The following is a 26422-nucleotide window of genomic DNA, read 5'->3' as shown; positions in this document are numbered from 1 at the left end:
GGTCGTCGGGCCGGGTGATCCCGGCGGGGCAGGTGACACCGGTCAGTGCATCAGAAATCTATCCATTCTCGGTTTTCGTCTCGCGCTGGATGTTCGTCTCACGCAGGCGCCGCGCCAGCCCTGACGCTCGGCGCACCGGGGTGCGCACCGCGTGCTCGATGGCGTCGTCCGTGCCGACGACGGTGAGGTGCGCACTCGCGCGGGTCAGCGCGGTGTAGAGCATCTCGCGCGTCAGCAGCCGCGAACTGACCGGCGGCACGATGACCGTGACGTGCTCGGCCTGGCTGCCCTGCGCCTTGTGCACCGTCATCGCGTGCATCGTCTCGACGTCGGCCAGGCGCCACGGTGAGAACTCGGTGCGTTTCTTCGTCTCCTCGCCCGCCTTCTGCCCGCGGTCGACGAGGACGACGAGGTGCCCGCCCGCGTCGATGACGACGCCCGTGTCACCGTTGAACAGCCCGAGGCTCGGGTCGTTCTTCGTCACGATGACGGGCCGGCCGACGTACATGCGGCCCGCCACGATGTCGACGCCCCGATCGGCGAGCGAGGCCTCGACGAGGCGGTTCCAGCGGGCGACACCGTACGGTCCGGTGCGGTGCGCGCACAGGAGACGGTGGTGACGCAGGGCGTCCAGTGCTGCGGCACGATCCCCGGCGGCGGCCGCCTGACGAAGCTGCCACGCCGATTCCGCGACGTGCGGCAGCGCGGCCAGGTCGACGTCGTCCTCGCTGAGGTGTTCGACGTCGCCGCGCCCACCGCGCAGCACCGCGGCGACGCCCCCGACCTGTTCGTCCGGCGTCGGCGCCGCGAAGGCCAGCGCGAGATCGCGGCGGGATTCGCTGAGCCGGTGATGCGTCGTGAGGCGCACGATCTGCGCGTCGTCGAGCCCGGAGACGAGGTCGCTCAGCACCGAACCGGCCTCGACGGATGCGAGCTGATCGGGGTCGCCGACGAGGAGCAGGCGCGCCGTCGGCTTGAGCGCTTCGAGCAGGCGCGCCGTCATCGCGAGCGACAGCATCGACGCCTCGTCGACGACGACGAGGTCGTGGGGCAGGGGGTTGCTCGCGTCGTGCACGAAGCGCTGCGAGTTCGTGCGATCCCACCCGAGCAAGCGATGCAGGGTGATGGCGTCGGGGGCCGCGTCGGGGCCGACGCCGTTCTCGCGCAACGACTCCGTCATGCGCGCCGCCGCCTTGCCGGTGGGAGCCGCGAGCGCAAGGCGTAGGTCGGCTCCGAGCCCCGCGTGGGCGGCGCGGATGATCGCAGCGAGCGTGTAGGTCTTGCCCATGCCCGGGCCACCGGTGAGGACGGTCAGCGATCGCGTCAGGACCGAGTGCACCGCTCCGCGCTGCGCGTCGTCGAGCGCGATGCCGGCGATGGCCGCGTCGGCATCGGCCTGCGACTGCGTGGTGAGGGGAGCCAGCAGTGATTGCCGCTGTGCGATGAGGTCGGCGATGAGGTTCTCGTCGCGGTCGTGACGATCCATGATGAGCAGCGGCGGATCTGCGGCGTCCGCGCCGTCGCCGCGCACGTGCACGACGCCTTGGTGCGCGAGGGCACTGGCACGCACGAGATCGGCGAGGGCCGCAGGGCCGGGCACGGCAATCACCTCGGCGAGCGTCGTCACCGCGAGGTCGACCTCGTCCTCCTGGTCACGCGCGACCTCGGCGCCCGTCGTGGCGACGCCTGTGAGGTCGAGCGCGCTCGATCCTTCTCGAGCCGCGCGTACGGCGAGAGCAAGCAGCGCGAGCGGCCACCCGTCGGGTTCACCCACGGCGCGGGCGATGCGACGGGCCACGAGTTCGTCGCCGCGGCTGACGAACTCGTGCTCGGCGAGGACGTCGAGCGGGTGGCGTCCGTCTGCGCGACCCGCGTCGGGCGCGACAACCGCCGATTCAGGCGCAGTCTCGACATGGTGGTCGGTCATCGCTGACTCCCTCGCTCGCGACCGTCGATGATGGCGGACAGCGCGACGACGAGCGCTGCCGGTGGGCGCCACGTGAAGACGCCGAAGGGGGTGTCGTCGTCGCCTCGCGGCGTGTCAGCCCCCGCCATGCCACGCAGGTAGAGATACATGACGCCGCCGAGGTGGGTCTCGGGGTCGTAGCCGGGCAGGCGCCAGCGCAGGTAGCGGTGCAGGACGACGGCGTACAGAATCGCCTGCAGCGGATACGACGAGTGATTCATCGCCGCGGCGAGGGCCTCGGGGCCGTAAGCAGACAACGTGAGCGGGGCATCCGGATCACCCAGGCGGTTCGTCTTGTAGTCGACGACGAAATAGCGCCCGCTGTGACGGAACGTCAGGTCGATCGAGCCGGTCAGGTACCCGCGCAGCGTCTCCTCGCCGAGCAGGGAGGCCTCGAGATGATCGGCGTAGGGACGCAGCGGGTCGTCTTCCGGCAGGTGACGGCGCAGGACGTCGGCGAACGCACGCAGGGTCGCCCGGGCGTGGGGGGTGTCACCGCCACCGAGGGGGATCTCGAAGTCCATCTCGGCGATGCGGTCGCTCGTTGCGATCCGACGCAGGCACACGTCGTCGGCCAGGGGCCCGAACGGGGTGGCGAGCACCCCGCGCAGCGCTTCGACGAGGGCGTCGACGTCGACGTCCGCCGGCCAGCGCAGCTGTTGTTCGACGATGTGCCGGCGCAGCTCGGCGTCGAGGTCGTCGGCCTGGAAGTCGGCCTCCTCGAGCACACCGTGCACGAGCGAGCCGAACGTCGCGCCGAGCGGCTGGTCGTGCATGGGGGAGAGAGCGTCAGCCCCCGGGACATCGAGCGCCGACGGTGCCTGCGGCAGCGCGAGGTCGACGTCCGGGTCGAGCTGGGCGCCGACGGCGTCGGGCTCGCTGACGACGCCCGCCAGCTCGTCGGCGCGCTCGCCGGCGGCCGACAGCGCGGAGTACGACGTGCGTCGCCAGGACGTGTCGACGAGGCGTGGGTCGAACCGTGAGAGGTTCATCTCGTCGCTCGAGACGGCGACGTGAACGGGCGTCGGCTTGGCGCCGGGCACGACCTCGGTGAGGGTGAAGGCCCGGTGTTCAGCCCAGGTCTGGAGGATCTCGAACCGCTTGTCACCGCGCGGCAGGCCGTTCTGCTCGGTCGTGGTGATGACCTCGCTGCCCTTGTCGCTCGTGCGGCGCGTCAACAGTTCTCCCAGCGACGCGGGGTCGGCGGCCTGACCGAACAGCAGCCGGTGCAGAGCGCTCTTCGAGGTACTGCGTGCCGTCGGTGCCCACCACAACACCACCTTGCTCTGCGCGCGCGTCATCGCCACGTACGCGAGGCGCATCTCCTCGCCGGAGGCCTCCTCGTGCGATCGCGACGCGTTGATGACGCCCGGATCGAACGAGACGACACGGCCCGCCTCGGTGTAGACGATGTCGGGAACCGAGCGGTCCTTGTCCCATCGGTTCCACAGCGTCGGCGCGAAGACGACGGGGTACTGCAGCCCCTTGCTCGCGTGGATGGTCGACAGTGTCACGGCCTGCGCGTCGGAGTCGAGACGCATGAGGCGCGCGTCGGCGGTGACCTTGGCATCCGCGGCGCTCTGCTCCTGCACCCACGCGACGAGCGCCGCGATGCCGCCACCGGTCGCGAGCTGACGCTCCGTCAGCAACTGCGCGCAGTGCTCGATGTCGGTGACGTCGCGTTCGCCGCCGACGCGGGCGAGGAGGCGTTCGAGCATGCCGTGCGCTCGCAGCGCATCCATGACAGCGGGGATGCCGCCCTCGTCGAACTGCGCCGCGAGCGCGTGGACGAGTTCGGCGGATTCGTCGGCGTCGGCCGTCTCGAGTGCGTCGATGCGGGCGACGTCCCAGCCGATGAGGGGCGTCAGGCACGCCGCTCGCACGCGCTGCGCGCGATGGGGTTGTTCGAGGGCGAGCAGGAGCTCGAGCCACCAGGCCCCGGCGCTGCTGCGCAGTACGGAGTCGCCACTCATCATGACGGCGGGGATGCCGGCGGCACGCAGCTGCTCGCGGACCTGGAGCAGCTGTGCGTGGGTGCGCGCGAGGACCGCCATGTGGTGCGGCGCGAGCGGCGCGTCGGCGAACGTCGTCCCGCTCGCCAGCAGTTCGCTGGCGCGTACCGCGAGGTCGTGCGCGACGGCGCTGCGCGCGCCAGCTGCGGGCAGCGGGTCACCGTTGACCCAGCGCATCTCGATCGGCGCGGCGTCGCCGACGAGGCGGGACGTCTCGCGGTCGGCGGTGACGGGGTGCGCGACGATGCCGGGCGAGAGCGTCACGTTGCCCATGAGGCGGCCGAGGGCGTCGACGAGCGGGCCGTCGCTGCGGTAGTTCGTCGGCAGCGTCGAACGGTGCTCGGCGGTCTGCGACGCCCGCAGGTAGGTGTGGACGTCGCCGCCGCGGAAACCGTAGATCGCCTGCTTGGGGTCGCCGACGAGGATGAGGGAGCGGCCCGCCTCCGAGAACGCCGTCTGGAAGACCTCCCATTGCACGGGGTCGGTGTCCTGGAACTCGTCGACGAGCACGACACTCCACCGCGCCCGCATCCGTTCGCGGGCGATCGACGGGGTTGCACGCAGTGCGGTGCGCAGGTCGACGAGCAGGTCGTCGTACTCGAGGATGCCCGCGCGGCGCTTGCGGCGCGCGTACTCGTTGCGCAGCGCCTCAGCGAAGTCGATGACGGCGCGTTGGCTGTCGTCGGCGGGCGCGTCGAGGGCGGCGCCGGTGTTCGTCAATACGCAGTGGCCGATGAATCGTGCCCGCTCGTGCGAGAGGTCGAACGACGGATCCTGCGCGCGGCGGGCGACGTAAAGGTCGTCGATGACCTCGTCGCGCAGGCCGGTCGTGTCCTCGACGAGCGTCGCGAACGAGTCGGAATCGCCGGCGACGCCGAGGCCCTTGAGCACGTCGTGGCAGAACTGGTGGATCGTCGCGATGAGCGCCGAGTCGAACGACGCGAGCGCCCGGGCGAGGCGGTCGCAGCGCTCGGCGAGCACGCCTGGGTCGTCGCTGCGCAGGGCTGCGACGAGGACGCCGTCGTCGTCGTGGGGCGCCTGACGCAGCCGCGTGAGCACGCGTTCGAGTTGTTCGCGCACGCGTTCGCGCAGTTCTTGGCTGGCGGCGCGGGAGAAAGTCACGACGAGCAGTTCCTCGAGCGGCAGCCCCTCCTCGGCCACGAGACGGGTCACGAGGGCGCTCAGCGTCCAGGTCTTGCCCGTTCCGGCGCTCGCCTCGATGAGGGTCGTGCCGTGCTGGATGGGCGCCGTGACGTCGAACTGCACGGACGGCGGCGGCGCGGGTGCCCCGAGCGGGTTCGTGGCGACGGGTGCTGGGGTCTCGGTCATCGCCCGATCGGTCCCTTCTGGTCGAGCAGCGGCATCCACAGCCGTTTGCTCCGGTCGATGAACACGTTGCCGGCATTGAGCCGGTCGAGTGAGGGCACCTGTGGCGCGTAAACGCGCTGCCACCAGGGGTCGTCGCGTTCTCCCTCGCGATCGAAGGTGCCTTCCCAGACCGGGCGGGCCTTGCTCGCCCCGACGTTGAGGGCGAGTTCTTCGGTGGCGTTGCGCGAGCGTCGTCCGGCGCGGTAGCCCTCGATGAACGCGAGCGACGTCTTCGCCGGCACCGGCAGGGGCGCGCGCAGACCGTCGAGGCGCAGGGACGCGAGGTCGGTGAGCGCACTGAGCGGGTCATCGGGTGCGGTGAGGCGGCACTCGCCGTACTTGCCGCGCACGGCGGCGCTCCACTCCTGCCCAGGACGCGAGGCGGCGGCCGCGAGGACGCTCACCCAGGCCCGCGCGAGGTGCCGAGCACTGACGGAGCTGTAGTTGACGATCTGGAACTCGTCGCCGATGACGTGCGGGACGACACCCGTCAGCCGGACGGAGGTCGGCCCGCTCGGTCCGTTGAGCGTGAGGGGGATCGACACGTCGATACTGCGTCGCTCACCCGGCGGCAGGCCCTGAAGGATGGCGCCGACCTTGCGCGTGATGTCGCCGATCTTCGACGGCAGCGGGCTCGGTGGCAACGCGCCACTGTGGCTCTCCTCGGCGCTCGCCTGCTCCAGCGGCACCCCGCTGAGGGTGCGACGCAGGAGGCGATCGCCGACGGCCCACTGTTCGAGCGGGTCGAGGTCGATCGGTAGCGCATCCTCGGTCTCGTCGGCCTCGTACGTGACGCCCGTCTGCAGCCGGTCGGACAGGAACGTGCGGGCCGGGTTCTCGATGAACCTCACGAGCTCGTCGAGGGTGACGTCACGGGGTTCGCGGGCCGGCAGCAGGCCGGTGAGCAGCGGCGGCAGCGAGGTCTCGTCGGCGACGTCGCGTCCGCTCTCACGCGCCTGCCGCAACGAACGCGCGCCGGCGAGCGCGGCCGCGTCGTACGAGCCACCTGGCAGGGGTGAGCTGAACGTGAAGTTGCGTTCGTCGAACGGTTGCAGCGGGTGGACGAACTCGAAGGGGTGACGCTCGGCGTCCTCGGGGGTCGGCGCGCCGGTCGCGGCGGCCGCGGCGATGAGCTCCTGCAGCGGGACGGCGGGCGGGCGGCGAGTGCCGTCACGCTCGTCGAAGCCCGAGTAGAACGCGATGAGGTGCTTGCGCGACGCCATGACGGCATCGAGGAGCAGTTGCCTGTCCTCACTGCGCGGGTCGCGCTCGCCGAGATGAGGGTCGCGAGCGAGCGCGTCGTCACCGTCGGCGACGAAGGAGCGGGGGAAGCTCTCGTCGTCGAGGCCGAGCAGGATGACGGCCTGGTGCGGCACCGAACGCATCGGCGTCAGCGTGCACACGCTGACGGCGCCGTTGCGGAAGTTGCTGCGCGACGGGCGCGGGCCCCAGCGCTGCTCGAGCATGACGCGCATGTCGGTGAGGCGCAGCCCGGTGCGGGTGCTGCCTTCGGCGAGGAACGCCAACTCGCGCTCGAACGCTCCGAGCTGCCACGCCTCGTCGCGTGACGGCGCAGCGACGGCGCCCACGTGGCGCCGCAACCAGTCGAACCATTCCGGCGGCGTGAAACTGCCCCGGGGAAGGTCGACGCCCGATGAGCTCGTGCCGCGCACGGCCTTGGCGGCCGCCGTCACCTCCGTCATGAGGGTGACGAAGGCGCTCGCCGTCTCGATGTCGGAGGTGCCCAGGTCGTCGATCGGCAGCAGGGCGCCCGCCGGAGCTTCGGTGTCGGCGCTCATCGCGACGCCGAGTGCGAGCCGGTCGAGAGCCAGCGTCCACGTGTTGGCCGGCATCTCGAGGAGGCCGTACTCGCGGCGGTGCTCGGCGTCGTAACCCCAACGTGCTCCGCTCGTGCGCACCCACCGGCTGATGCGGTCGAGGGCGTCCGTGTCGAAACCGAATTTCTCGCGCACGGCGGGCAGGTGCGCGAAGTCGAGCACCTCGGATGCGGTGGCGCGCCCGCCGGCGAGGCCGAGCAGTCGCAGGGCCACCTCGGCGAGGGGGTTGGTGGCGGCGAGGCCGCGGTCGGCGAGCTGCACGCGCAGACGCCGACCGGGATGGTGCGCGCCGTCGTCGTCGACGGAGGCGAACGCCGCCTTGATGAGCGGCGCGTAAGTCTCGACGTCGGGGCACATGACGACGATGTCGCGCGGCTGCAGACTGCCCTCGGACTCGTCGAGCAGCCACAGCAGCGTCTCGCGCAGTGCGTCGACCTGGCGGGCCGGGCCGTGACAGGCGTGAACCTGGAAGGTGGTCGTGTCGTCGATGGTCGACACGGCGCTCGGGGCGCGGTTGGCGCGGATGTCGGCCTGCAGCTGCTCGAGGCGCGTGCCGGCAGCAGCCCCGCGCGAGGACCCCTCACCGGCAGGCCCCTGACCGAACGGGGCGGCCGCCGGTGCGCTCGCGTCCTCGACGTCGCGTCGCAGCAGCGTCAGTTCGAGTTCGCGGACGTCACGCCCGAGCGTGGCGAGCAGCGGGTGCTCCGCGGCGCGCGCGCTGTCGTCGTCGCGGCGCCGGAGGCCGCCGGAATCGAGCTGGCGCAACCGCTGCCAGAGGGCGCCGCTCGGGTGCGGCAGCCACAGGTGCGTCTCGTGACGTGCGGCGAGCGCTTCGAGCAGGTCGAGTGTCGCCGTCGACACCCGCGTGTAGCCGAAGAAGTTGACGCGCCGCGGCAGGGACAGCGTCAGCGTGCCGTCGCGCAGGCCGGTGCACACGCGGTCGAGCCGCGCGACGGGCGACTCGTCGATGCCGTGCGCGCGCGCCACGTCGAGCACGTCACGCCACAACCGGGGCTGCCACGCGAGGTCGGGCGCGACGTCGCCGCCGGCACCGCTCTCCCAGGCACGAACGAGCGCGGGTCGCTCGTCGCTGTAGCGCGCGAACAGCCCCGCGAGGCGCCGCGCGACCGCATACCGACGAGACTGGCGGGCACGGTGGAACCACGCGTCGTTCTTCGACGCGCCGCCGGGCAGCGCATCGGCCCCGAGGTGGTGGGCGAGCGTCTCGAACCCGGGGCGCTGCACGGCCGCGTCGACGGCTTCGAGGACGAGCCAGGCGAGCCGGTCGGGGTGCCACGGGTCGTCGAACTCGCGCTCGAGGGCGAACGACATGAACGAGTACGGCGTGTGGACGCTCAGCCCGGCGCACACCCCGTCGTCGCCGATGTTCGCGCCGAGCTCGTGCGCGAGACGTTGACTCAGCCAGCGCTCGACGCCGGGGGAGGGCGCGATGACGAGTTCACGGTCGAACACGTCGAGCGGATCGCTCGCGAGGAGCGAGCCGAGCTGCTCGGCGAGCGCGGTCGGGGAAGCTTCCCGATGCAGGATGAGTGCCACGTCACAGACAGTAGACGCTGCCTCCGACAACCGCGGGATTCCGGGGTTCTTGCGTCCCATCGGCGACATCGCACCTGCCGGCAGGAGCCTATGAACGCCACGGCTGCGGGTGTGGGCCTTCAGCCTCGACGAACCCCCGTCGGTAGCAGGGGCAGACAGGCTCCCCACTCCATCTGTGAGAGGGCAGCCGCACGATGCCCGGCGTCACCGCAGAACGCCCACAGGCGAGACACACGCGCCAGCCTCGCGGGCGCAGGTGGCGCGCCCCGATAGGCTGGGCCGGTGAATTCCGGTCTGCTGGGCTACCTCGTCGTGCTCGGCGTCACCCTCGGGGGCGTCGCGCTCTTCGTCGCTGCCATGGTGGTCCGTCGTGTCCTCGCACCGCGCGTGCCCAGCCCGACGAAGCTGACGACGTACGAGTCGGGCGTCGACCCCATCGCCGGCAACTGGCAGCAGTCCGGTTTCCGGTACGTCGCGTTCGCGTTTCTCTACGTGGTGTTCGCCGTCGACGCCGTCTACCTGTTCCCGTGGGCGCTCGTCCTGCGCACGAGCGGTCTCGGCGTCGCTTCACTGTTCGAGATGGGCATCTTCATCCTCGTCCTGCTCGTCGGCCTCGCGCATGCCGCGCGCCGGGGCCTGCTGGCCTGGCTGTGAGGTGACCCGACGATGACCGACGATTCCCGCACGCCCGCCGCCGACGCGACCTCCCCCACGGCGGGGCCGATCGAAGCGACCGCAGCGCCCGCCGTCGACCTGCCGATGCCGACGGTGCGTCCCCACGTCGGCATGGCGCAGGAGCATGCACCGAAGCCGATGCGGCTCGTCCTCAACTGGGGGCGCCGCTACTCACTGTGGGTGTTCAACTTCGGCCTCGCCTGCTGCGCCATCGAATTCATCGCCGGCTCGATGTCGCGCCACGACTTCATCCGCCTCGGCGTCATCCCCTTCGCGCCGGGCCCACGTCAGGCCGACCTCATGGTCGTCTCCGGCACCGTCACCGACAAGATGGCGCCCGCCGTCCGTCGCCTATACGACCAGATGCCCGAGCCGAAGTACGTCATCAGCTTCGGCGCGTGTTCGAACTCCGGTGGGCCGTACTGGGATTCTTACTCCGTGACGAAAGGCGTCGACCAGCTCGTGCCCGTCGACGTCTACGTGCCCGGTTGCCCGCCGCGCCCCGAAGCGCTGCTGCAGGGCATCGTCACGCTGCAGAACCAGATCGCGCAGGAGAAGCTGACCGGCGAGAGCATTCTGTCGCGCCTCAACCCGTTCTCCACCAAGCGCCGCAGCGCCGCGTCCGTCCAGCGTCCGCTCGTGACGAAGCCGGGGCACGACGTCCCCTCGACGAAGGCGACGGGCGCCACCAAGGCCGACGCCCCGACACCCGACACCCCCACGACCGGTGATGACGCATGAGCCGCGAGCCGCGCCGCGTCGACGTCGCGCTCGACGAGTGGATCGCCACGCATGAAGCGCACCGCGCCGACGGCTACACGTTCTTCGACTTCGTCACCGCCGTCGACGAGACCGATCGCGATCTGCCCGACAAGCCGGCCGGTTTCGACCTCGTCAGCCACCTCTATGAGATCGGTGACGGCGACGTCCCCGGCGTGCGCGCGAGTGTCATGACGCGCGCACGGGTGCCGCTCGCCTCGGGTGACGACCCGGCGCACGCGCCGAGCCTCACCGGCCTGTGGCGCGGCGCGGCATGGCACGAACGTGAGACGTTCGAGATGTTCGGCATCGTCTTCGACGGGTTCGACGACGGCACGGGCGCCGGTCTGCGCAAGCTGCTGCTGCCCGAGACGTTCATCGGCACGCCGCTGCGAAAGTCGTTCGTCCTCACGGCGCGCGCGAGCAAGGAGTGGCCGGGCATCAAGGACCCCGGCGAGTCCAAGGGTGAGAGCCCTCGCGCGGGAGCGGCGAAGCGCCGCAAGGTCATGGCGCCGGGCGTCCCCGACGACACGTGGGGGCCGCGATGAGCGTTCTCGACGTCACGTTGCGCAGCGTGGCCGTGCTCGCCTGTTTCATGGTGCTGCCGCTCGTGCTCGGCCAGGTCGAGCACAAGGTGATGGCGCACATGCAGGGGCGCCTCGGCCCGATGGAGGCGGGCGGTTTTCACGGGTGGGCGCAGCTCGTCGCCGATGGCGTCAAGTTTGCGCAGAAGGAGGACGTGACGCCCCGCGCCGCTGACCGGGGCGTGTTCAAGCTCGCGCCGGCGGTGTCGATGTTCAGCTATCTGCTGGCGCTCGCGGCCATCCCGTTCACGCCGAGCCTCGTCGCCGGTGACCTGCCCGCGTCGCTCGTCTACGTGCTCGCCGTCTCCGGCATCGGCACGGTCGCGACGCTCATGGCAGGGTTCGGTTCGGGCAACAAGTACGCGACGCTCGGCGCGTTCCGGTCGGCCGCGCAGCTCGTCAGCTACGAGGTGCCGCTCATCCTCGCGTGCGCGTCGTTCGCGATGGCTGCGGGTTCGCTCAGCATCTCCGGCATCGTCCACGAGTGGCACCCGATCTGGTTGCTGTGGCAGCTGCCGGGCGCGTTCGTCCTGCTCGTCGCGATGACGGCCGAGCTGCAACGCCCGCCGTTCGACATGCCCGTCGCCGACTCAGAGGTCGTCATGGGCGTGATGACGGAGTACACCGGCCTGCGTTTCGCGCTGTTCCTGCTGAGCGAGTACGCAGGCATCGTCGTGATGTCGGCACTGTTCGCCGCGCTCTACCTCGGCGGGTGGAACGGCCCGTTCGAGGGCGCGCTCGGGTTCGTGTGGATGCTGCTCAAGACGGCCGTCGTCGCCTTCGTCATCTTGTGGATGCGCATGAGCTGGCCGCGGCTGCGTGAGGACCAGCTGCAGCGTTTCGCCTGGTTCGTGCTCGTCCCGCTCGCACTCGTCCAACTCGCTCTCACCGCGGCAGGAGTGATCTACACCGCATGACTCAGCCTCACGAGAACGACGCGTCCGCCTCGGGCGACGCGACTCCCGACGCCCCGCGCGATCTCGGTCGCCACGTCCACCCGCTGCCCTCCTCCGGGCGTGAGGCGGGTCCGATCCGCGGCCTGCTCGCCGGGATGCGCACGACCGCGCGCACGATGACGAAGAAGACGTCCGTGCAGCAGTACCCGGACGTCAAGCCCGACCTGCCGCCGCGCAGCCGCGGCGTCATCGCGCTGCTCGAGGAGAACTGCACCGCCTGCATGCTGTGTGCGCGCGAGTGCCCCGACTGGTGCCTCTACATCGACTCGCACAAGGAGACGGTGCCGAGCGAGACGCCCGGTGGGCGCGATCGTCAGCGCAACGTCGTCGACCGGTTCGCCATCGACTTCTCGCTGTGCATGTACTGCGGCATCTGCATCGAGGTCTGCCCGTTCGACGCGCTGTTCTGGAGCCCCCAGTTCGAGTACGCGACGAACGACATCCGCGACCTGCTGCAGGAGAAGGACGAGCTCGGCGAGTGGATGCGCACCGTCCCCGCGCCGCCCGACCTCGACGACGGCGCACCCGGGGCCGCCGAGGTGGCTGCGGCGAGCAAACCCGCACGCGTGCAACGACGTCGGCCGACGCAGTGAACGCGAGCACCACGACGACGCGGGCCACCGCCCGCCACACCGAAGCCGACACGCCCATCAGCAGCCGGGCAGCCAGGACCAGGGGGGAGCGACCATGACCGTCCATGACGCCCTGTTCGCCTGCCTCGGCCTCATCAGCGCCGCGTCCGCGATCTGTGCGGTGACGACGCGGCAGATCGTCCACGCCGCACTGTGGCTGACGGTGTGCCTCGCAACGCTGTCGGGCTGCTACCTCGTCCTCGGCGCCGAACTCGTCGCGCTCGTGCAGTTGCTCGTCTACGTCGGAGCGGTCGTCGTCCTCGTCCTGTTCGCCGTCATGCTGACGCGCGCGCCGATCGGGCGCAGCGGCGACCACGACGCGCCCATCATGACGCGGATGGCCGCCCTCGTCATCGCCGCGGCGACGGGCGGTCTGCTGTTCTCGGCGTTCGTCTCGGCGTTCGGCACACGCGGCGCGCGGATCAACTCGGGCACGACGACCGACCTCGCGCAGAACCTGTTCGGCCGGTTCGCGTGGCCATTCGAGGTCGTCTCGCTCGTCCTGCTCGCCGCCCTCGTCGGGGGCCTCGCGATGATCGGTTCGCGACGCTCGGGAGGCGGTCGATGATCCACCTCGTGCTGCCGTTCGGCCTCGCCTCGATCCTCGCCGGCGCCGGTGTCTACGCCATCCTCGCGCGCCGCAACGCCGTGCTCATGCTCATCGGTGTCGAACTCGTGCTCGCGGCCGCGAACCTCGTGCTCGTCACGACGAGCGCGATCCTGCCCGATCCAGGCGGCTCCGCCCAGATCATGTCCCTGTTCGTCATCACCCTCGCCGCCGCCGAGGTGACGCTCGCGCTCGGCATCATCCTGTATGCGTTCCGGGCGCGCGGCCACATCGACCTCGGTGAAGGGCTCGACGCCGACGAGGTGCGCGCCGACACGCGTGAGGTCACGGGGGAGAACAGCGGCGCTCGCGAGGCGGGCGCGACGGCCACCGCGGCTTCGCCGGCCGCGACGTCGACCACGTCGCCGGCATCCTCAGCATCCTCGCCGGAGGTGACCTCGTGACGAGCGTGACGTCTCACCTCGCGCAGGCGGCTCTCGCGCTGCCGCTCATCGGCACGCTGCTGGCGTTCGTCCTCGGACGCCGCAACGTCGTCGCCTTCGTCCTCGCCTCCGTGACGACGGCCGCGGCGCTCGGCGCGTCCGTCTGGCTCGTGCTACGTCATCTCGGCTCGGGGGTGGCGCAGGACGTCACGACGCTCGACGCGCTGCCGCTCGGGCCCACGCTGCGGGTGCCGCTGCAGTTGCGCGACGACGCGACGAGCGCGCTCATCGTCGCCGTCGTGCTTCTCGTGTCACTGACGGTGCAGCTCTTCGCGCGCTGGTACCTGTACTCCGATCCGCGCTATCGCGTGTTCGCCTCGAGCGTCGCGCTGTTCACTGGAGCGATGGTGCTCGTCGTGCTGTCGAACGACGTGCTGCTCACGCTGATGGGCTGGGAGGTCATGGGCTGGTGCTCGTACCTGCTCATCGGCCACGAGAGCGAGCGCGCTGCGGCCCGCCGCGCAGCGTTCAAGGCCTTCGTCGTCACCCGCCTCGCAGACGCGCCCTTCATCGTCGGCCTCGCGGCGCTCGCGATGGTCGCGCACACGACGCGCATCAGCGACATCCTCAGCACGTGGACGCACATCGACGGCCCTCTGCGACTCGCCGTCCTGCTCGGCCTCGTCTGCGGCGTGCTCGGCAAGTCGGCACAGCTGCCGTTCAGCGACTGGCTGCCTGATGCGATGGAGGGCCCGACGCCCGCCTCCGCGCTCATCCACGCCGCGACGATGGTCGCCGCCGGCACCGTCGTGCTCGCCCAGTTCGAGCCGCTGCTCGCACTTGAACCGACAGCCCGCCTGACGCTCGTCCTCGTCACCGGCGTGACGTCGCTGCTCGCGGCGCTGGCCGCGTTCTGCCAGTTCGACCTCAAGCGGTTGCTCGCGTGGTCGACCGTCAGCCAGGTCGGGCTCATGCTGCTGGCCGTCGGCGCCGTCCCGCCGGGTGACTCGGCCGACGCCGCGCTGCTCCACCTCGTCGGCCACGCCTTCTTCAAGTCGATGCTGTTCTTGCTGCTCGGCTGGCTGTACGTCGTCATCGGCAGCACGCTCGCGAGTCGCATGTCGGGGTCGCTGCGTCGCCTGCCGCGCACGTTCGTTCCGGCGACCCTGGGGCTGTTCACCATGGCGGGGCTGCCTCCGACGATCGCGTTCGTCTCGAAGGATGCGATGATCAACGACGCAGCGCGCTCGCAGGCGGACGGACACGTCGAAGGGCTCATCGGGTTCATCATGCTGTTCCTCATCGTCGCCGCGACCGCGGCGTACTCGATGCGTGCCTGGCTCATCCTGCAGCACCGCACGACGCTGGAGCGCCGCGGTGAACGTCAGGTCCTCAACGACTCGCACGTCGTGCGCGACGTCGACATCGTCGAACTGCTGCGCACCTCGCCCGAGGTCGACGAGCACGGCGAGGAGATCGCCGCCGTCGAGGAGTACGACGAGGACGAGGTGCTGCCGCGCCCCGGCGTCATGGTGCGGTTCATGATGTGGGTGCTCGCCCTCGGCGGCATCTTCGGTGGAGCCCTCGCGCTGACGCCGCTCATCGACATCGACACCCGGCATCTCAACCTGCCGATGATGGGGGCCACCGTGCTGCTCGTGCTCGCGTCGGTGCTCGTCGTGCGCATCATGTCGCTGCGTCAGCTCTACGGTGACGCCTCCCGGCGCCTGCCGCGACGCATGACGCTGCTCGCCACGCGCGGGTTCGGCCTCGATCGTGCCTACCTCGCGCTGGCGCGGCCGGTCGTGTGGTTCGCCCATGTCGTCCACGGCACCGATCTTCGTCTCGCCGCAGCGCACGACACGCTGCCCGCCGGCATGGCGCGCCTCGGCGACCTCGCCGACGCACCGCACACGCGCCGCCCCTCGACGGGCCTGTCGTGGGTCATCGTCGGCGTCGTCGTCGCCTCGGTCGTGGGGGTGACGTTGTGGTGATCGCCCTGCTCCTCGCCAGCGCCCTGCCGCTCGGTCTCGGCGCCGCCCTCATGGCGTCCGACCGCCTCGGACGTCCGCTGTCGCACACCGCCGCCTGGTGCATCGCCCTCCTGACCGCGGCTGCATCGCTCGTCGCCGGCCTCGCCGCGGCGATGGGGGACGCCGTCGTCGACCGGCCGTGGGTGCCGCAGATCGGGCTGCGCCTGCACCTGACGATCGACGGCATCAGCGCGCCCCTCGTCGTGCTCGCCGCAGCGGTGACGCTGCTCGCCGTCGCCGTGTCGTCCCGTCAGCGTCCGAAGGGCACGCCGGGGCTGTTCTACGGCAGCCTGCTCGTCGTGCTCGGCGCGGCCGTCGCCGCGTTCACGGTGCGCGACGTCATCGGCTTCTTCATCGCCTTCGAGGTCGCCCTCGTGCCGATGTGGGTGCTCATCGACCGCTTCGGTGACGCTGCGCCCGCCGAGCGTCGTCGCGCCGGGTGGATGTTCGCGCTCTACACCGTCGGTGGTTCCATGCTCATGCTCGCGGGGCTGCTCGTGCTCGTCGCCGCGACCGGCACGAGCGACCTGGACCACCTGACGGCGGCCGCACACCACCTGCCGTTCACGACGACGCTCGTCGCCGCGACGCTCATCAGCGTCGGCCTCGCCGTCAAGGTGCCGCTGCTCGGCGTGCACGCGTGGCTGCCGCGCGCTCACACGGCGGCACCGACTGCCGGTTCGATGATGCTCGCCGCCGTGCTGCTGAAGCTGGGCACGTACGGTTTCGTCCGTCTCGTCGCGCTGCCGATGCCGGACGCATGGCGCCGCATCGCGCCGATCATCGCGATCCTGGCGGTCGCCGGCATCATCGTCGGTGGCCTCGTCTGTCTCGTCGAACGCGACCTCAAACGTCTCGTCGCGTGGTCGTCGATCGCGCACATGGGTTTCGTCATGCTGGCGCTCGCGGCCGGGCAGGTCATCGGTTTCGGTGCCGCGCTCTACGGCAACATCGCGCACGGTGTCATCTCGGCGCTGCTGTTCGCGATCGTCGGTGCGCTGAAGGCGCGCCGCGGGTCGGTCGACGTCGACGCACCCGCGCTCGGATTGCGTGACACCGATCCGCGACTCGGGTTCGCCCTGGTCGTCGGGGTCGCCGCTGCGTTCGGGCTGCCCGGGCTCGCCGGTTTCTGGGGCGAAATCCTCGCACTCTTCGCGGCGTGGGATGCGCCGTCACGACCCAACACCCTGTTCCACGTGCTGACGGCCCTCGCCGCCCTCGGCGCCGTGCTCGCCGCCGTCTACGGCGCACGCGTATTGCGCGCCGTCTGGGCCGGCGACCTCGACGACGACGCTCGTCGCGCGGCTGTCGATGACGCCCGTCGGGCGACTGCGAACGCTGCGTCTGACGCGGCGGCACAGCCTGGCGCGACGAAGACCGAGCTCGGCGCGAAGTCGGCCGGTGCGAGTGCGTTCGGCGCGACGGCGTTCGACGACACGTCCGATGACGCGTCGGCCACCGCGTCAACGGCCACCGCTTCATCGGCCGACGGCGCCGCGGCCATGCAGCGCGTCACGGGCGCGGAGTGGCTCGCGATCGGCGTGCTGACGCTCGCGACGATCGCCCTCGGTCTCGTCCCGAGCCCCCTCATGCATCTCATGAACGACGAGCTCGTCACGCTGCTGGGAGGCGTCAAGTGAAGATCTCCGTCGACGCTCTCGCCCTCGCACCGGCTGCCGCGCCGATGGTCGCGGCGCTTCTCGTGCTGCTCGTCGACGTGGTCTTCCACGCCAAGGCGCGGTTGCCGTGGATCATCGCGGCTCTCGGTCTGGTCGGTGCGTTGGGTGCCCTCGTCGTCGCGGGGCGCCGAGGGCACGTGGCGACGTTGTGCTCCGGCGGGCAATGCTGGTGGCGTCTCGACGCGCCGGGTACGGGCCTCGTGGGGTTGGCGCTCGTCTCGGCGCTCGTCGTCGTCGTGCTCGCGGCGCTCGAGCCGGTGCGTCCGACGTCCCCTCAACGCGCCGCGGTGCGCGCCATGCTCGTGCTGTCCGCGACGGCCGGATGCGTCGGCGTCGTCGCCGCGCGAGACCTCGCATCGTGGCTCGTGCTCCTCGAACTCGCGACGCTGCCGAGCATCGCCCTCGTCGCGTTGCGTGGTGGCCGGGCGGCCGCGCACGGTGCGTTGACGTTGCTCGTCACGGCGCTCGCGTCGTTCGCCGTGCTCGCGCTGGGGTGTGCGTTGTGGTTTGCTGCGACGGGCACCATCGCGATGAGCGGTGACGCCGTCATCACGGCGTTCGCCGACCCGGCCCGCAAGCCGCTCGCCGTCGTCGCGATGATGCTCGTGCTCGCCGGTGTGGGTTTCAAGCTGTCGCTCGCGCCGTTCCACGCTTGGACGCCGGAGGCGTTCGCGGGGTCCGGCACGTGGGTCGCGGCGTTCCTCGCGACGACGTCCAAGGTGGGCGCGCTCGGCGCGATGCTCGTCGTCGTGTCGGCGGCGTCCGCGCTCGGTTCGCCGGCGCAGACGGCCCTCGGCATCATCGCGGCGTTGTCGATGACGCTCGGCAACGTCATGGCGCTGCGTCAGGTCGATCTGCTGCGTCTCATGGCGTGGTCGACGGTTGCGCAGGCCGGTTGGGTGCTGCTGCCGCTCACGAGCGTCTCGGCCGGTTCGACGCATGCAGCCGCACAGTATCTTGCGCTCTACACGCTGGGCACGGCCGCGGTGTTCGTCGTCCTCGCCGCGTTCGAGCGGCCCGGCCGGGCAGTGCAGATCGACTCGCTGCGCGGCATGTTCCGCTCGCATCCGCTGAGTGCGGCGGCGATGGCGCTCGGCCTGCTCGCGCTCGCCGGGTTGCCGCCGAGCATCGTCGGTGTCGTCGCGAAGGTCGTCGCGATGAAACCCGTCGCCGTCGACCACTCGTGGTGGCTGCTCGGGTTCGCGGTGCTCAACACGCTGCTCGGCGTGGCGGTGTACCTGCGCTGGATCGTCGCGATGTTCGTGCCGATCGGTGACGCGACGGGCGACGCATCCGATGCGCCGGCCGCTGACTCCGTCGAGGGGGCGGGCGCGACCGTCGTGGGTACGTCCGCAGGCGCGGCGGCCTCGCCGTTGGTCGTCACGACGCGCGGCCACCGCGTCGTCATCGCGCTGATGGCGCTCGTGCTCGTCGCGACGAGCATCCTGCCGTCGTTGCTGCTGCGCTTCTTCTGAGGCCCGCGCCGTCGGTAACCGCGTTCCACCTGCGGCACACCCTGGGCTGGCAGGATGGCAGCATGACTCTGACGCGTGACGAAGCGCAAGCACGAGCCGCGATCGTGCATCCGACGGCCTACCGCATCGACCTCGATCTCGACGCGGGGCCCCGCACGTTCGGTTCGACGACGACGCTGACGTTCGACGCGCAGGCCGGAGCGTCGACGTTCGTCGACCTCGACCCCGACGAGCTGCTGTCAGCGTCGCTCAACGGGCGTGACCTCGACGTCACCACGGCCCTCGACGGTCGTCGCCTGCGCCTCGACGATCTCGCCGAGCGCAACGAACTCGTCGTCACCGCGCGCATGACGTACGGGCGCGACGGGCAGGGCCTGCACCGGGCCACCGACCCCGCCGACAGCAACGACTACGTTTACGGCCACCTGTTCATGGACGCGGCATCGCGCGTCTACGCCTGCTTCGACCAGCCCGACCTCAAGGCGCCGTACGACGTCACCGTGCGCGCCCCGCAGGGGTGGACGGTCGTCGCCAACGGCGCCATGCGCGAGGTCGAGCCGCAGCTCTGGCGCGCTGCGACGACGAAACCGCTCGCGACGTATTTCGTCACCGTCTGCGCCGGCCCCTTCGCCACCGTCACGGCTGAGCACGACGGCATTCCCCTTGCGCTGCACGCGCGCGCCTCGTTGCGCGACCGGCTCGAGGCGCAGGCCGACGAGATGCTCACCGTGACGCGCGAGTCGTTCGACTACTACCACCAGCTGTTCGGCATCCGATACCCGTTCGGCGAGTACCACCAGGTGTTCGTTCCTGAGTTCAACGCGGGCGCGATGGAGAACCCGGGGTGCGTGACGTTCCGCGACCAGCTCGTCTTCACCGGCGCCGCGAGCCGCACCGAGCACCTGTCGCGCGCCAACACGATCAGCCACGAGATGGCGCACATGTGGTTCGGCGACCTCGTGACGATGCAGTGGTGGGACGACCTGTGGCTCAACGAGTCGTTCGCCGAGTACATGGCCAACCGCACGCTCGTCGCGGCCACCGAGTTCGACGACGCGTGGGTCGACGTCGCCGCCGGCCGCAAGGCACGGGGTTACGCGGCGGAGCGGTCGCCGTCGACGCACCCCGTCGCGGGCGCGCCCGCGCCCGACACCGACACGGCGCTGCAGAACTTCGACGGCATCTCCTACGCCAAGGGTTCGGCGGTGCTGCGTCAGCTCATCCACCACATCGGTGACGACGCGTTCATCGCAGGCGTTCGACTGCACCTGCAGCGGCACGCGTTCGCGAACGCGACGCTCGCCGACTTCCTCGCCTCCCTCGAAGAGGCCTCCGGCACCGACCTGACGCGATGGGCCGCCGCGTGGCTCGAGACGGCCGGCATGGACACCCTCCGCGTCGACGGGTTCGTCGGCGCGGCCCGCGGTGTGGTGACCGAGGGTGCCGATGACGCAGCACGTACCACCCGCACGCTCGACGACGCCCGCGACCCGGCTGCGTCCGCTCCCTTGGATCACGATGCCTCCGCCGCGGCTGACACGACGAGCGCGCCCCACCTCGTCATCGAGGCCAACACGCAGTGGCCTGCCGAGCGCACGCACACCCTCCGCGTGAGCGCCCATTCAGCCGACGGCGCCCTCGTCGCCGTCGACGACCTGACGGGCGCTGCGGGCCGCGTCGACCTTCCCGAGGTGAGCGGAGCGATGGCGCGCGGTGAGCAGGTCGCCGCCATCATCCCGAACGCCGGTGACCTGACGTGGGCGGGCGTCGAGTTCGACGCCGCGACCCTCGCTGCGCTGCCGACCGCACTGCCCGGCATCGCCGACGCAACCACGCGCGGCATGATCTGGACGGCACTCGCCCACGGCCTCGCGACGGCTGTCGTCTCCCCGCAGCAGGTGCTCGCCATCGCCGAGGGCGCGCTGCCGGCCGAGACGCAGATGCCCGTGCTCGACGTCGCCGTCGGCGTGGCCCTGGGGCAGGTCGTCGGACGCTTCATGCCGTGGCCTGAGCGTTCGGACGCTGCGGCACGTCTCGCCGCGGTGGGGGAGCAGCTCATGGCTGCGGCATCGGATTCTTCGACGAGGGCCATGTCAGTGGCGTCCTCGACGAGCACTGCCAGCCCGTCGTCGAGCGCTGCCGGCGCATCTTCGCTGAGCCCTGCCGGCGCACCGTCATCGACTTCGGCCGGTGCGTCCTCGGGCGCACAGGTCAATGCCGTCGACGATCCCCGCCTCCTCGCGGGGGCGCGTCTCGTCGCCTCGACGGGCGACGCCGAGCGTCTGCGTCCCTGGTTCGCGGGGGAGGGCCTGCCGGCGGGGCTCGACGGTGACGCACCGTTCCGGTGGCGCGTGGCGCGTCGCCTCGCACAGCTCGACGCCGTGACGATCGCCGAGCTCGACGCTGCCCTCGCGGCTGACGAGACGATGCCGGGTCAGCTCGGCTATCTCACCGCCCGCGCCTCGTTCCCGACTGCCGAGGCGAAGGAATGGGCCTGGGAGGAGCTGACGGCCGCCCCCACCGCTGACGCTCCCGCGCACAGCAACTACGAGATGAACGCCCTGGCGAGCGGTTTCTGGTCGGCCGACGACGAGGCCACGCTCGCGCCGTACATCGAGCGCTACGTCAGCGACGTCCCTGCGATGCGCGCCTGGGTGGGTGAGGACGCCCTCGCCCGCGTCGCGTCGCTCGCGTTCCCGACCGCGCTCGCGAGCGAGGAACTCGACGTCGAGGCCCGCCGCATGCTCGAGCGCGACCTGCCCGCATCGGTACGCCGTGCCGTCGTCGACCAGCAGGCCCTCGTGCGTGAGGTCCTCGCCTCACGCGCCGCGTTCGTCGAGGGCTGATGGGGCTGCTCCGGAAGCCCGATCTCGAGACGGGGTTCATGCCCGATCCGCGTCTCGACCCGTTTCGCGATCGCGCGGCGCGTGCCACGTTGCCCGATGGTCGCTCAGGAGTTCTGTACGTCGAATCGGTTCGCCTCGCCACGCTCGAGAGTGGTCATCTGTGGTGGCGATGCTGGTCGACACCCTACGAGAACGCGATTCTGTGGCTCGACCTGCCGGACGGAGTGTGCACAGACATCTGGCTGAGTGACGGCGAGGCAATCGAGGCCGAGACCGAACAGTGGGCCCGAGGCGAGTGGACAGGGGTCAGGCAGGGCGGTCGCCCCGCCCTGATCTATGCGCTTGAGTGGCTGGGGGACGAGGAGTCCCGCAGAATCCGGGCCGCGTTCATCGACCCCGGGACCGACGAATCGCAGGCCTGACGCACGATGGCGGGTAACTCACTGGTTGGTTCGAAACTGCCCTCCACCTCGTGAGTCACCCGCCATCGTGCGCGCTCGAACACGAGCGCAGCGGCGCCGATCGTCAGGGCACGATGACGCTCAGCGTCTGCGCGACGCACGCGGGTCGCTCTTGACCCTCGATCTCGACGGTCAGCGTCATGGCGACCTGGGCGCCCTTGGGGCTCTCGTCGACGCTGTCGAGCACGATGCTGCCGCGCACCCGCGACCCCACGGGCACGGGCTGCGTGAAGCGCACCTTGTTCGAGCCGTAGTTGACGGCCATCGTGATGCCTTCGATCGTCCAGATCTCCGACGACAGCATCGGCGCGAGCGACAACGTCAGGTAGCCGTGCGCGATGGTCGTGCCGAACGGGCCGCTCTTGGCGCGTTCGGGGTCGACGTGGATCCACTGGTGGTCGCCGGTGGCGTCCGCGAACTGGTCGACCATCTTCTGCGTGATCTCGTGCCACTCGCTCGTGCCGAGATGCTCGCCGACAGCCGTCTTGAGTTCGTCGAGTCCGTTGAACGTTCGCATGGTGTTCTCCTCGTCCCGGTTCAGCAGAGCGGTCCGCCGGCGACGTACAGCACCTGCCCGGAGACGTACCCGGAGCGCTCGTCGCAGAAGAACGACGCCGCGTTGGCGATGTCGTCGGGCTGGCCGGCCTTCTTGACGGCCGTCATCTCGGCGGCGCCCTTGATGAAGTCCTCGAACGGCACGCCGACGCGCTCGGCCGTCGCCGCCGTCATGTCCGTCTCGATGAAGCCCGGGGCGATGGCATTCGCCGTCACGCCGAACTTACCGAGCTCGATGGCGAGCGTCTTCGTGAAGCCCTGCAGCCCCGCCTTCGCGGCCGAGTAGTTCGCCTGGCCGCGGTTGCCGAGCGCGGAGCTCGACGACAGGTTGACGATGCGGCCGAAACCCTCCTTCGTCATGTGCGCCTGGCACTCGCGCGACATGAGGAACGAGCCGCGCAGGTGCACGTTCATCACCATGTCCCAGTCGTCGGCCGACATCTTGAACAGCAGGTTGTCGCGCAGGATGCCGGCGTTGTTGACGAGGACGGTCGGCGCGCCGAGCTCGTCGGCAACGCGGGCGACGGCGCCCTTGACGCTCTCCTCATCGGCGACATCGCAGCCGACGGCCAGGGCGTCGCCGCCGGCGGTCTTGATGGCCTCGACCGTTGCCGCGCAAGCGGATTCGTCGAGGTCGAGGACGGCGACCTTCATGCCGTCCGCAGCGAGGCGCTTGGCGACGGCGGCGCCGATGCCGCGCGCGGCTCCGGTGACGATGGCGGTTCGCTGGGTCATGGGGAAGTCCTTTCGTGGAGCGGGGGGTCGTTCAGGTTTCGTGGCTCATCTACTCGCGTGCACGTGCACGCAAACAGCGACGGCCAGCAGTAGCCGGCAGCAGGTCTCAGACGAGCCCGCCGGTGACGGTGATGCCGCCGTCGACGACGAGCGTCTGGCCCGTCATCCACGCGGCGTCGTCGGAGGCGAGGAACGCGACGGGCCCCGCGATGTCCTCCGGCGCGCCGAGGCGCTTGAGCGGGTAGGGCTTGGCGACGGATTCCTCGCGTCCCTCGTACAGGGCCTTCGCGAAGTCGGTCTTGACGACGGCGGGGGCGACGGCGTTGACGCGCACCTTCGGGCCGAGTTCGGCGGCGAGCTCCTCCGTCATGTGGATGACGCCGGCCTTCGTCACGCCGTAGAACGCGATGCCGGGTGCGGCGCGCAGCCCGGCGATGCTCGCGAGGTTGACGACCGAGCCGCCGTTGTCCTTCATCCACGCGTTCCAGACGGCGCGCGTCCACGACAGCGTCGCGAGCAGGTTGACGTCGGCGATCTTGCGCGCCGCGTCGTCGTCGAGGTCCATGAGGCCGCCGTAGACGGGGTTGATGCCCGTGTTGTTGACGAGCACGTCGATGCGGCCCCAGCGCTCCATCGCGGTGCGCACGACCTCGTCCTGGTGCGCCTTGTCCTGCGCTTTGCCGGCGACGGCGACGGCCGCGTCGCCGAGCTGCGCGACGGCCGCATCGAGCGTCTCCTGGCCGCGCGCGGTGATGATGACGTTCGCGCCCTCGTCGACGAAGCGCTGGGCGATGGCGAGGCCGATCCCGCGGCTCGCGCCGGTGACGATCGCGACCTTGCCAGTGAAGCGGCTGGCCTGTGCAGTCATGAAGCATTCCTCTCGAAAGACGCACGCAACGCTATTGAGCGTTGCTCAACAACACTATGCCCCTTCGGCGTACCTCGTGCGAAGTTCGCGCTTGAGCACCTTCATGCTCGGCCCGAGCGGCAGCGCCTCGACGATGTCGACGCGGCGCGGGTACTTGTGCGATCCGAGCTGCTCTCGGCTCCAGGCGACGAGCGTCTCAGCGTCGAGCGCAGCGTCGTCGGACGGCACGACGACGGCCATGATCTCCTCGCCGTACTGCTCGTCGGGCACGCCGATCACGGCGACCTGCGCGACGCCGTCATAGCGCATCAGCGTCTCCTCGACCTCGCGCGGGTAGACGTTGTACCCGCCGCGGATGACGAGATCCTTCGTTCGGTCGACGATGCGCATCCGCCCCGTCTCGTCCTGGATGCCGATGTCGCCGGTGCGGAACCATCCGTCCTGCAGGGCTTCGGCGCTCGCGGCCGGGTTGTTCCAGTAGCCGGCGAAGATGGCGTGGCCGCGGCAGACGACCTCGCCGCGTTCGCCCGGCGGCAGCAGCTCGACGCGTTCGGGCACCGTCAGGTCGGCGATGCCCATGTCGATGCCCCACAGCGCGTGTCCGACGGTGCCCGGTTCGACGCCGAGCGCCTCCTGGTTCGACGTGATCGACGGCGAGGTCTCGCTGAGGCCGTAGCCCTCGTGGATCTTCGTCGAGAACACCCTCTCGAACTTCTCGAGCACGGCTACGGGCAGCGACGCGCCGCCGCTGATGGCATCGGCGAGCTGCGGGACGGGGATCTCGGGGTGCTCGCCGACTGCCTTGAGGAGCTGGATGTACATCGTCGGGACGGCGTAGATCATCGTCACGCCCTCGGCGTTCATGAGGCGCAGCGCCTCCGTCGCGTCGAAACGCGGCTGCAGGACGACGGTGACGCTGCGCCGGAACGCCGCGTTGAGCGAGACGGACTGACCGAAGATGTGGAACAACGGCAGGCACCCCAGGACGACGGCGCCCGCCGCGACGCCGTTGCCGTCGAACGCGCTGACCGTGCAGTTCATCACCAGGTTGAGATGGGTGAGGATCGCACCCTTGGGCTTGCCCGTCGTGCCGCTCGTGAAGAAGATGACGGCGGGGTCGAGCGGCTCGCGTGCCACGAAGTTGCTGATGGGTTCGGCGCTGGCCGCGTACGTCGCGATGTCGACCGCGGGGACGCCGGTGATCTCCGACGCCTTCGTCGCCGTCGCCGCGACAGCCGGGTGGTGGAGCAGGCGGCTCACCTCGGCCGTCTCCAGGAGGTAGGCGGCCTCGCGCCCTTGCAGCAGCGTCGGCACGGGGACGACGACGCCACCCGCCGCGAGGATGCCGTAGTAGCTCGTGACGAACTCGACGACGTTGGGCGCCAGCAGCGCGACGCGGTCGCCGGGCGTGACGCCGTCCGCGATGAGTTGCGCGGCGACCGTGCGCGCCTCGCGCCAGACCTCCGCGTACGTGAGTCGACGCTCGCCCTCGATCAGGGCAAGAGCGTCAGGGGTGCGGCGCGCCGGTTCGGCGAGCACGCTGGCGAGGGAGAGCGTGGTGGAGACGAGGGGCAGCTCGGACATGTGCACTCCAGACGTTGATTGTGCTGTGCATCACATCACACCACACCGACAACGCTCCTGGGGCATCTTGTTGAGCATTGCTCAACAACTGGATGGCGTTGTCCTGCGCACTGCCCGTCAGGCCTGATGACTTCCCCACATGGCGCCACCTGACATGAAGTGGGACGTCCGGGCAGCGTTGTCACCGGGGCCACCTAGGCTGACTGCATGAGCGAAACAGCACTTCTCGTCGTCGATGTGCAGAACGATGTCATGGCCGAATCCGTCAACAGCGACGACGTCGTCGCGAAGATCTCATCGCTCGTCGATCGGGCGCGTGAGCAGGGTGTGCCCGTCATCTGGGTGCAGCACTCCGACCCGGGGATGCCGCGTGACAGCGACGAGTGGCAGACCGTCGCGCAGCTCGTTCCGGCACCTGACGAACCGGTCGTCCACAAGACGTGGGGTGATGCGTTCGTCGAGACCGACCTCCCCGAACGTCTGCAGGAGCGCGGCGTGAAGCGCATCGTCCTCTGCGGCGCTCAGACCGACGCCTGCATCCGCTCGACGTTCTACGGCGGCATCCACCGCGGCTACGACATGACGCTCGTCGAAGACGCGCACACGACCGCCGACATGCGCGAACATGGCCTGCCCTACGGCCCGGACGAAGCCATCCGCGTCCTCAACGCCCAAGCGTCCTGGACGAAGCAGCCTGACGCGGTGGGCTCGACGACGACAGCCGCCGACGCGTTCGCCTGACGGGTGGCAGCCGCTCCCACGAGGGTTGTGGAGGTTCGTGCTCTGGGTAGCACGAACCTCCATAACCCTTCGCCGGACGCTCACCTACGGTCGAGGGCCATGGCGATC

Annotated in this window: 20 protein-coding genes; 13 read left to right on the top strand and 7 right to left on the bottom strand. The window is 70.5% G+C overall.

Annotation, left to right across the window (positions count from 1 at the left end):
- Positions 1 to 58 precede the first annotated feature (58 nt).
- From recD to recC, 3 genes are read right to left on the bottom strand one after another with little or no spacing between them, the layout of a single operon-like run.
- Entirely contained in the window at positions 59 to 1927 is a 1869-nt protein-coding gene (recD, locus tag J4Z35_RS12045; RefSeq protein WP_208065603.1) for an exodeoxyribonuclease V subunit alpha, read from the bottom strand.
- On the bottom strand, positions 1924 to 5307 hold the full coding sequence (locus J4Z35_RS12040) for a UvrD-helicase domain-containing protein (protein WP_208065602.1): 3384 nt from the start codon (positions 5305 to 5307) through the stop codon (positions 1924 to 1926). Before J4Z35_RS12040 ends, recD begins: the two co-directional genes overlap by 4 nt.
- Entirely contained in the window at positions 5304 to 8741 is a 3438-nt protein-coding gene (recC, locus tag J4Z35_RS12035) for an exodeoxyribonuclease V subunit gamma (RefSeq protein ID WP_208065601.1), read from the bottom strand. The genes J4Z35_RS12040 and recC overlap by 4 nt, the downstream gene beginning before the upstream one ends.
- Positions 8742 to 9023: 282 nt before the next feature.
- Here recC and ndhC point away from each other — a divergent pair, with 282 nt between their 5' ends.
- From ndhC to J4Z35_RS11975, 12 genes are all read left to right on the top strand, one after another.
- Positions 9024 to 9395: an NADH-quinone oxidoreductase subunit A gene (ndhC, locus tag J4Z35_RS12030; RefSeq protein ID WP_006946140.1), complete on the top strand. Its 372-nt coding sequence runs from the start codon at positions 9024 to 9026 to the stop codon at positions 9393 to 9395.
- Between the two features lie 132 nt (positions 9396 to 9527).
- A complete protein-coding gene (locus J4Z35_RS12025; protein WP_239304127.1) occupies positions 9528 to 10157 on the top strand; it encodes an NADH-quinone oxidoreductase subunit B in 630 nt (209 codons plus the stop codon).
- A complete protein-coding gene (locus tag J4Z35_RS12020) occupies positions 10154 to 10723 on the top strand; it encodes an NADH-quinone oxidoreductase subunit C (protein WP_038567011.1) in 570 nt (189 codons plus the stop codon). The genes J4Z35_RS12025 and J4Z35_RS12020 overlap by 4 nt, the downstream gene beginning before the upstream one ends.
- Positions 10720 to 11676, top strand: coding sequence for a complex I subunit 1 family protein (locus tag J4Z35_RS12015; protein WP_115297088.1), 957 nt, complete (start codon positions 10720 to 10722; stop codon positions 11674 to 11676). The genes J4Z35_RS12020 and J4Z35_RS12015 overlap by 4 nt, the downstream gene beginning before the upstream one ends.
- Positions 11673 to 12308: an NADH-quinone oxidoreductase subunit I gene (locus J4Z35_RS12010; protein ID WP_208065600.1), complete on the top strand. Its 636-nt coding sequence runs from the start codon at positions 11673 to 11675 to the stop codon at positions 12306 to 12308. Before J4Z35_RS12015 ends, J4Z35_RS12010 begins: the two co-directional genes overlap by 4 nt.
- A gap of 94 nt (positions 12309 to 12402) precedes the next feature.
- The gene (locus J4Z35_RS12005) at positions 12403 to 12915 is read left to right on the top strand and encodes an NADH-quinone oxidoreductase subunit J (protein WP_208065599.1); all 513 of its coding nucleotides are present in this window, start codon (positions 12403 to 12405) and stop codon (positions 12913 to 12915) included.
- Positions 12912 to 13358 carry an NADH-quinone oxidoreductase subunit NuoK gene (gene nuoK / locus J4Z35_RS12000; RefSeq protein WP_208065598.1) on the top strand — a complete coding sequence of 149 codons (447 nt, stop codon included), beginning with the start codon at positions 12912 to 12914 and terminating at the stop codon, positions 13356 to 13358. The genes J4Z35_RS12005 and nuoK overlap by 4 nt, the downstream gene beginning before the upstream one ends.
- Positions 13355 to 15331, top strand: a complete 1977-nt coding sequence (locus J4Z35_RS11995) for an NADH-quinone oxidoreductase subunit L (RefSeq protein ID WP_208065597.1) — start codon at positions 13355 to 13357, stop codon at positions 15329 to 15331. The genes nuoK and J4Z35_RS11995 overlap by 4 nt, the downstream gene beginning before the upstream one ends.
- Complete coding sequence (locus tag J4Z35_RS11990; protein ID WP_208065596.1) at positions 15328 to 17010, top strand: NADH-quinone oxidoreductase subunit M; 1683 nt, start codon at positions 15328 to 15330, stop codon at positions 17008 to 17010. The genes J4Z35_RS11995 and J4Z35_RS11990 overlap by 4 nt, the downstream gene beginning before the upstream one ends.
- Positions 17007 to 18524 (top strand): proton-conducting transporter membrane subunit, encoded by a 1518-nt coding sequence (locus tag J4Z35_RS11985; protein ID WP_208065595.1) that lies wholly within the window; start codon positions 17007 to 17009, stop codon positions 18522 to 18524. The genes J4Z35_RS11990 and J4Z35_RS11985 overlap by 4 nt, the downstream gene beginning before the upstream one ends.
- A 62-nt stretch (positions 18525 to 18586) precedes the next feature.
- Entirely contained in the window at positions 18587 to 21370 is a 2784-nt protein-coding gene (pepN, locus tag J4Z35_RS11980; RefSeq protein ID WP_208065594.1) for an aminopeptidase N, read from the top strand.
- A 38-nt stretch (positions 21371 to 21408) separates the two neighbouring features.
- Positions 21409 to 21792 carry a hypothetical protein gene (locus J4Z35_RS11975; protein ID WP_208065593.1) on the top strand — a complete coding sequence of 128 codons (384 nt, stop codon included), beginning with the start codon at positions 21409 to 21411 and terminating at the stop codon, positions 21790 to 21792.
- Between the two features lie 103 nt (positions 21793 to 21895).
- Here the strand turns inward: J4Z35_RS11975 and J4Z35_RS11970 are convergent, their stop codons facing one another.
- The 4 genes from J4Z35_RS11970 to J4Z35_RS11955 form a co-directional block, all read right to left on the bottom strand.
- The gene (locus J4Z35_RS11970) at positions 21896 to 22348 is read right to left on the bottom strand and encodes a MaoC family dehydratase (protein WP_038567023.1); all 453 of its coding nucleotides are present in this window, start codon (positions 22346 to 22348) and stop codon (positions 21896 to 21898) included.
- Positions 22349 to 22368: 20 nt separating this feature from the next.
- Positions 22369 to 23121, bottom strand: coding sequence for a 3-oxoacyl-ACP reductase FabG (fabG, locus tag J4Z35_RS11965; protein WP_006946283.1), 753 nt, complete (start codon positions 23119 to 23121; stop codon positions 22369 to 22371).
- A gap of 106 nt (positions 23122 to 23227) precedes the next feature.
- Positions 23228 to 23989, bottom strand: coding sequence for an SDR family oxidoreductase (locus J4Z35_RS11960; RefSeq protein WP_006946150.1), 762 nt, complete (start codon positions 23987 to 23989; stop codon positions 23228 to 23230).
- Between the two features lie 54 nt (positions 23990 to 24043).
- Positions 24044 to 25573 (bottom strand): AMP-binding protein, encoded by a 1530-nt coding sequence (locus J4Z35_RS11955; protein WP_208065592.1) that lies wholly within the window; start codon positions 25571 to 25573, stop codon positions 24044 to 24046.
- 207 nt (positions 25574 to 25780) lie between these two features.
- Here J4Z35_RS11955 and J4Z35_RS11950 point away from each other — a divergent pair, with 207 nt between their 5' ends.
- Entirely contained in the window at positions 25781 to 26314 is a 534-nt protein-coding gene (locus J4Z35_RS11950) for an isochorismatase family protein (RefSeq protein ID WP_208065591.1), read from the top strand.
- Positions 26315 to 26422: the final 108 nt, after the last annotated feature.

This window comes from Dermacoccus sp. NHGro5, from assembly GCF_017565385.1.
GTDB classification, from domain to species: Bacteria; Actinomycetota; Actinomycetes; order Actinomycetales; family Dermatophilaceae; genus Dermacoccus; species Dermacoccus nishinomiyaensis.
Note: the sequence above shows the minus strand (reverse complement) of the source record. Positions and strands in the feature narration are given on the sequence as shown.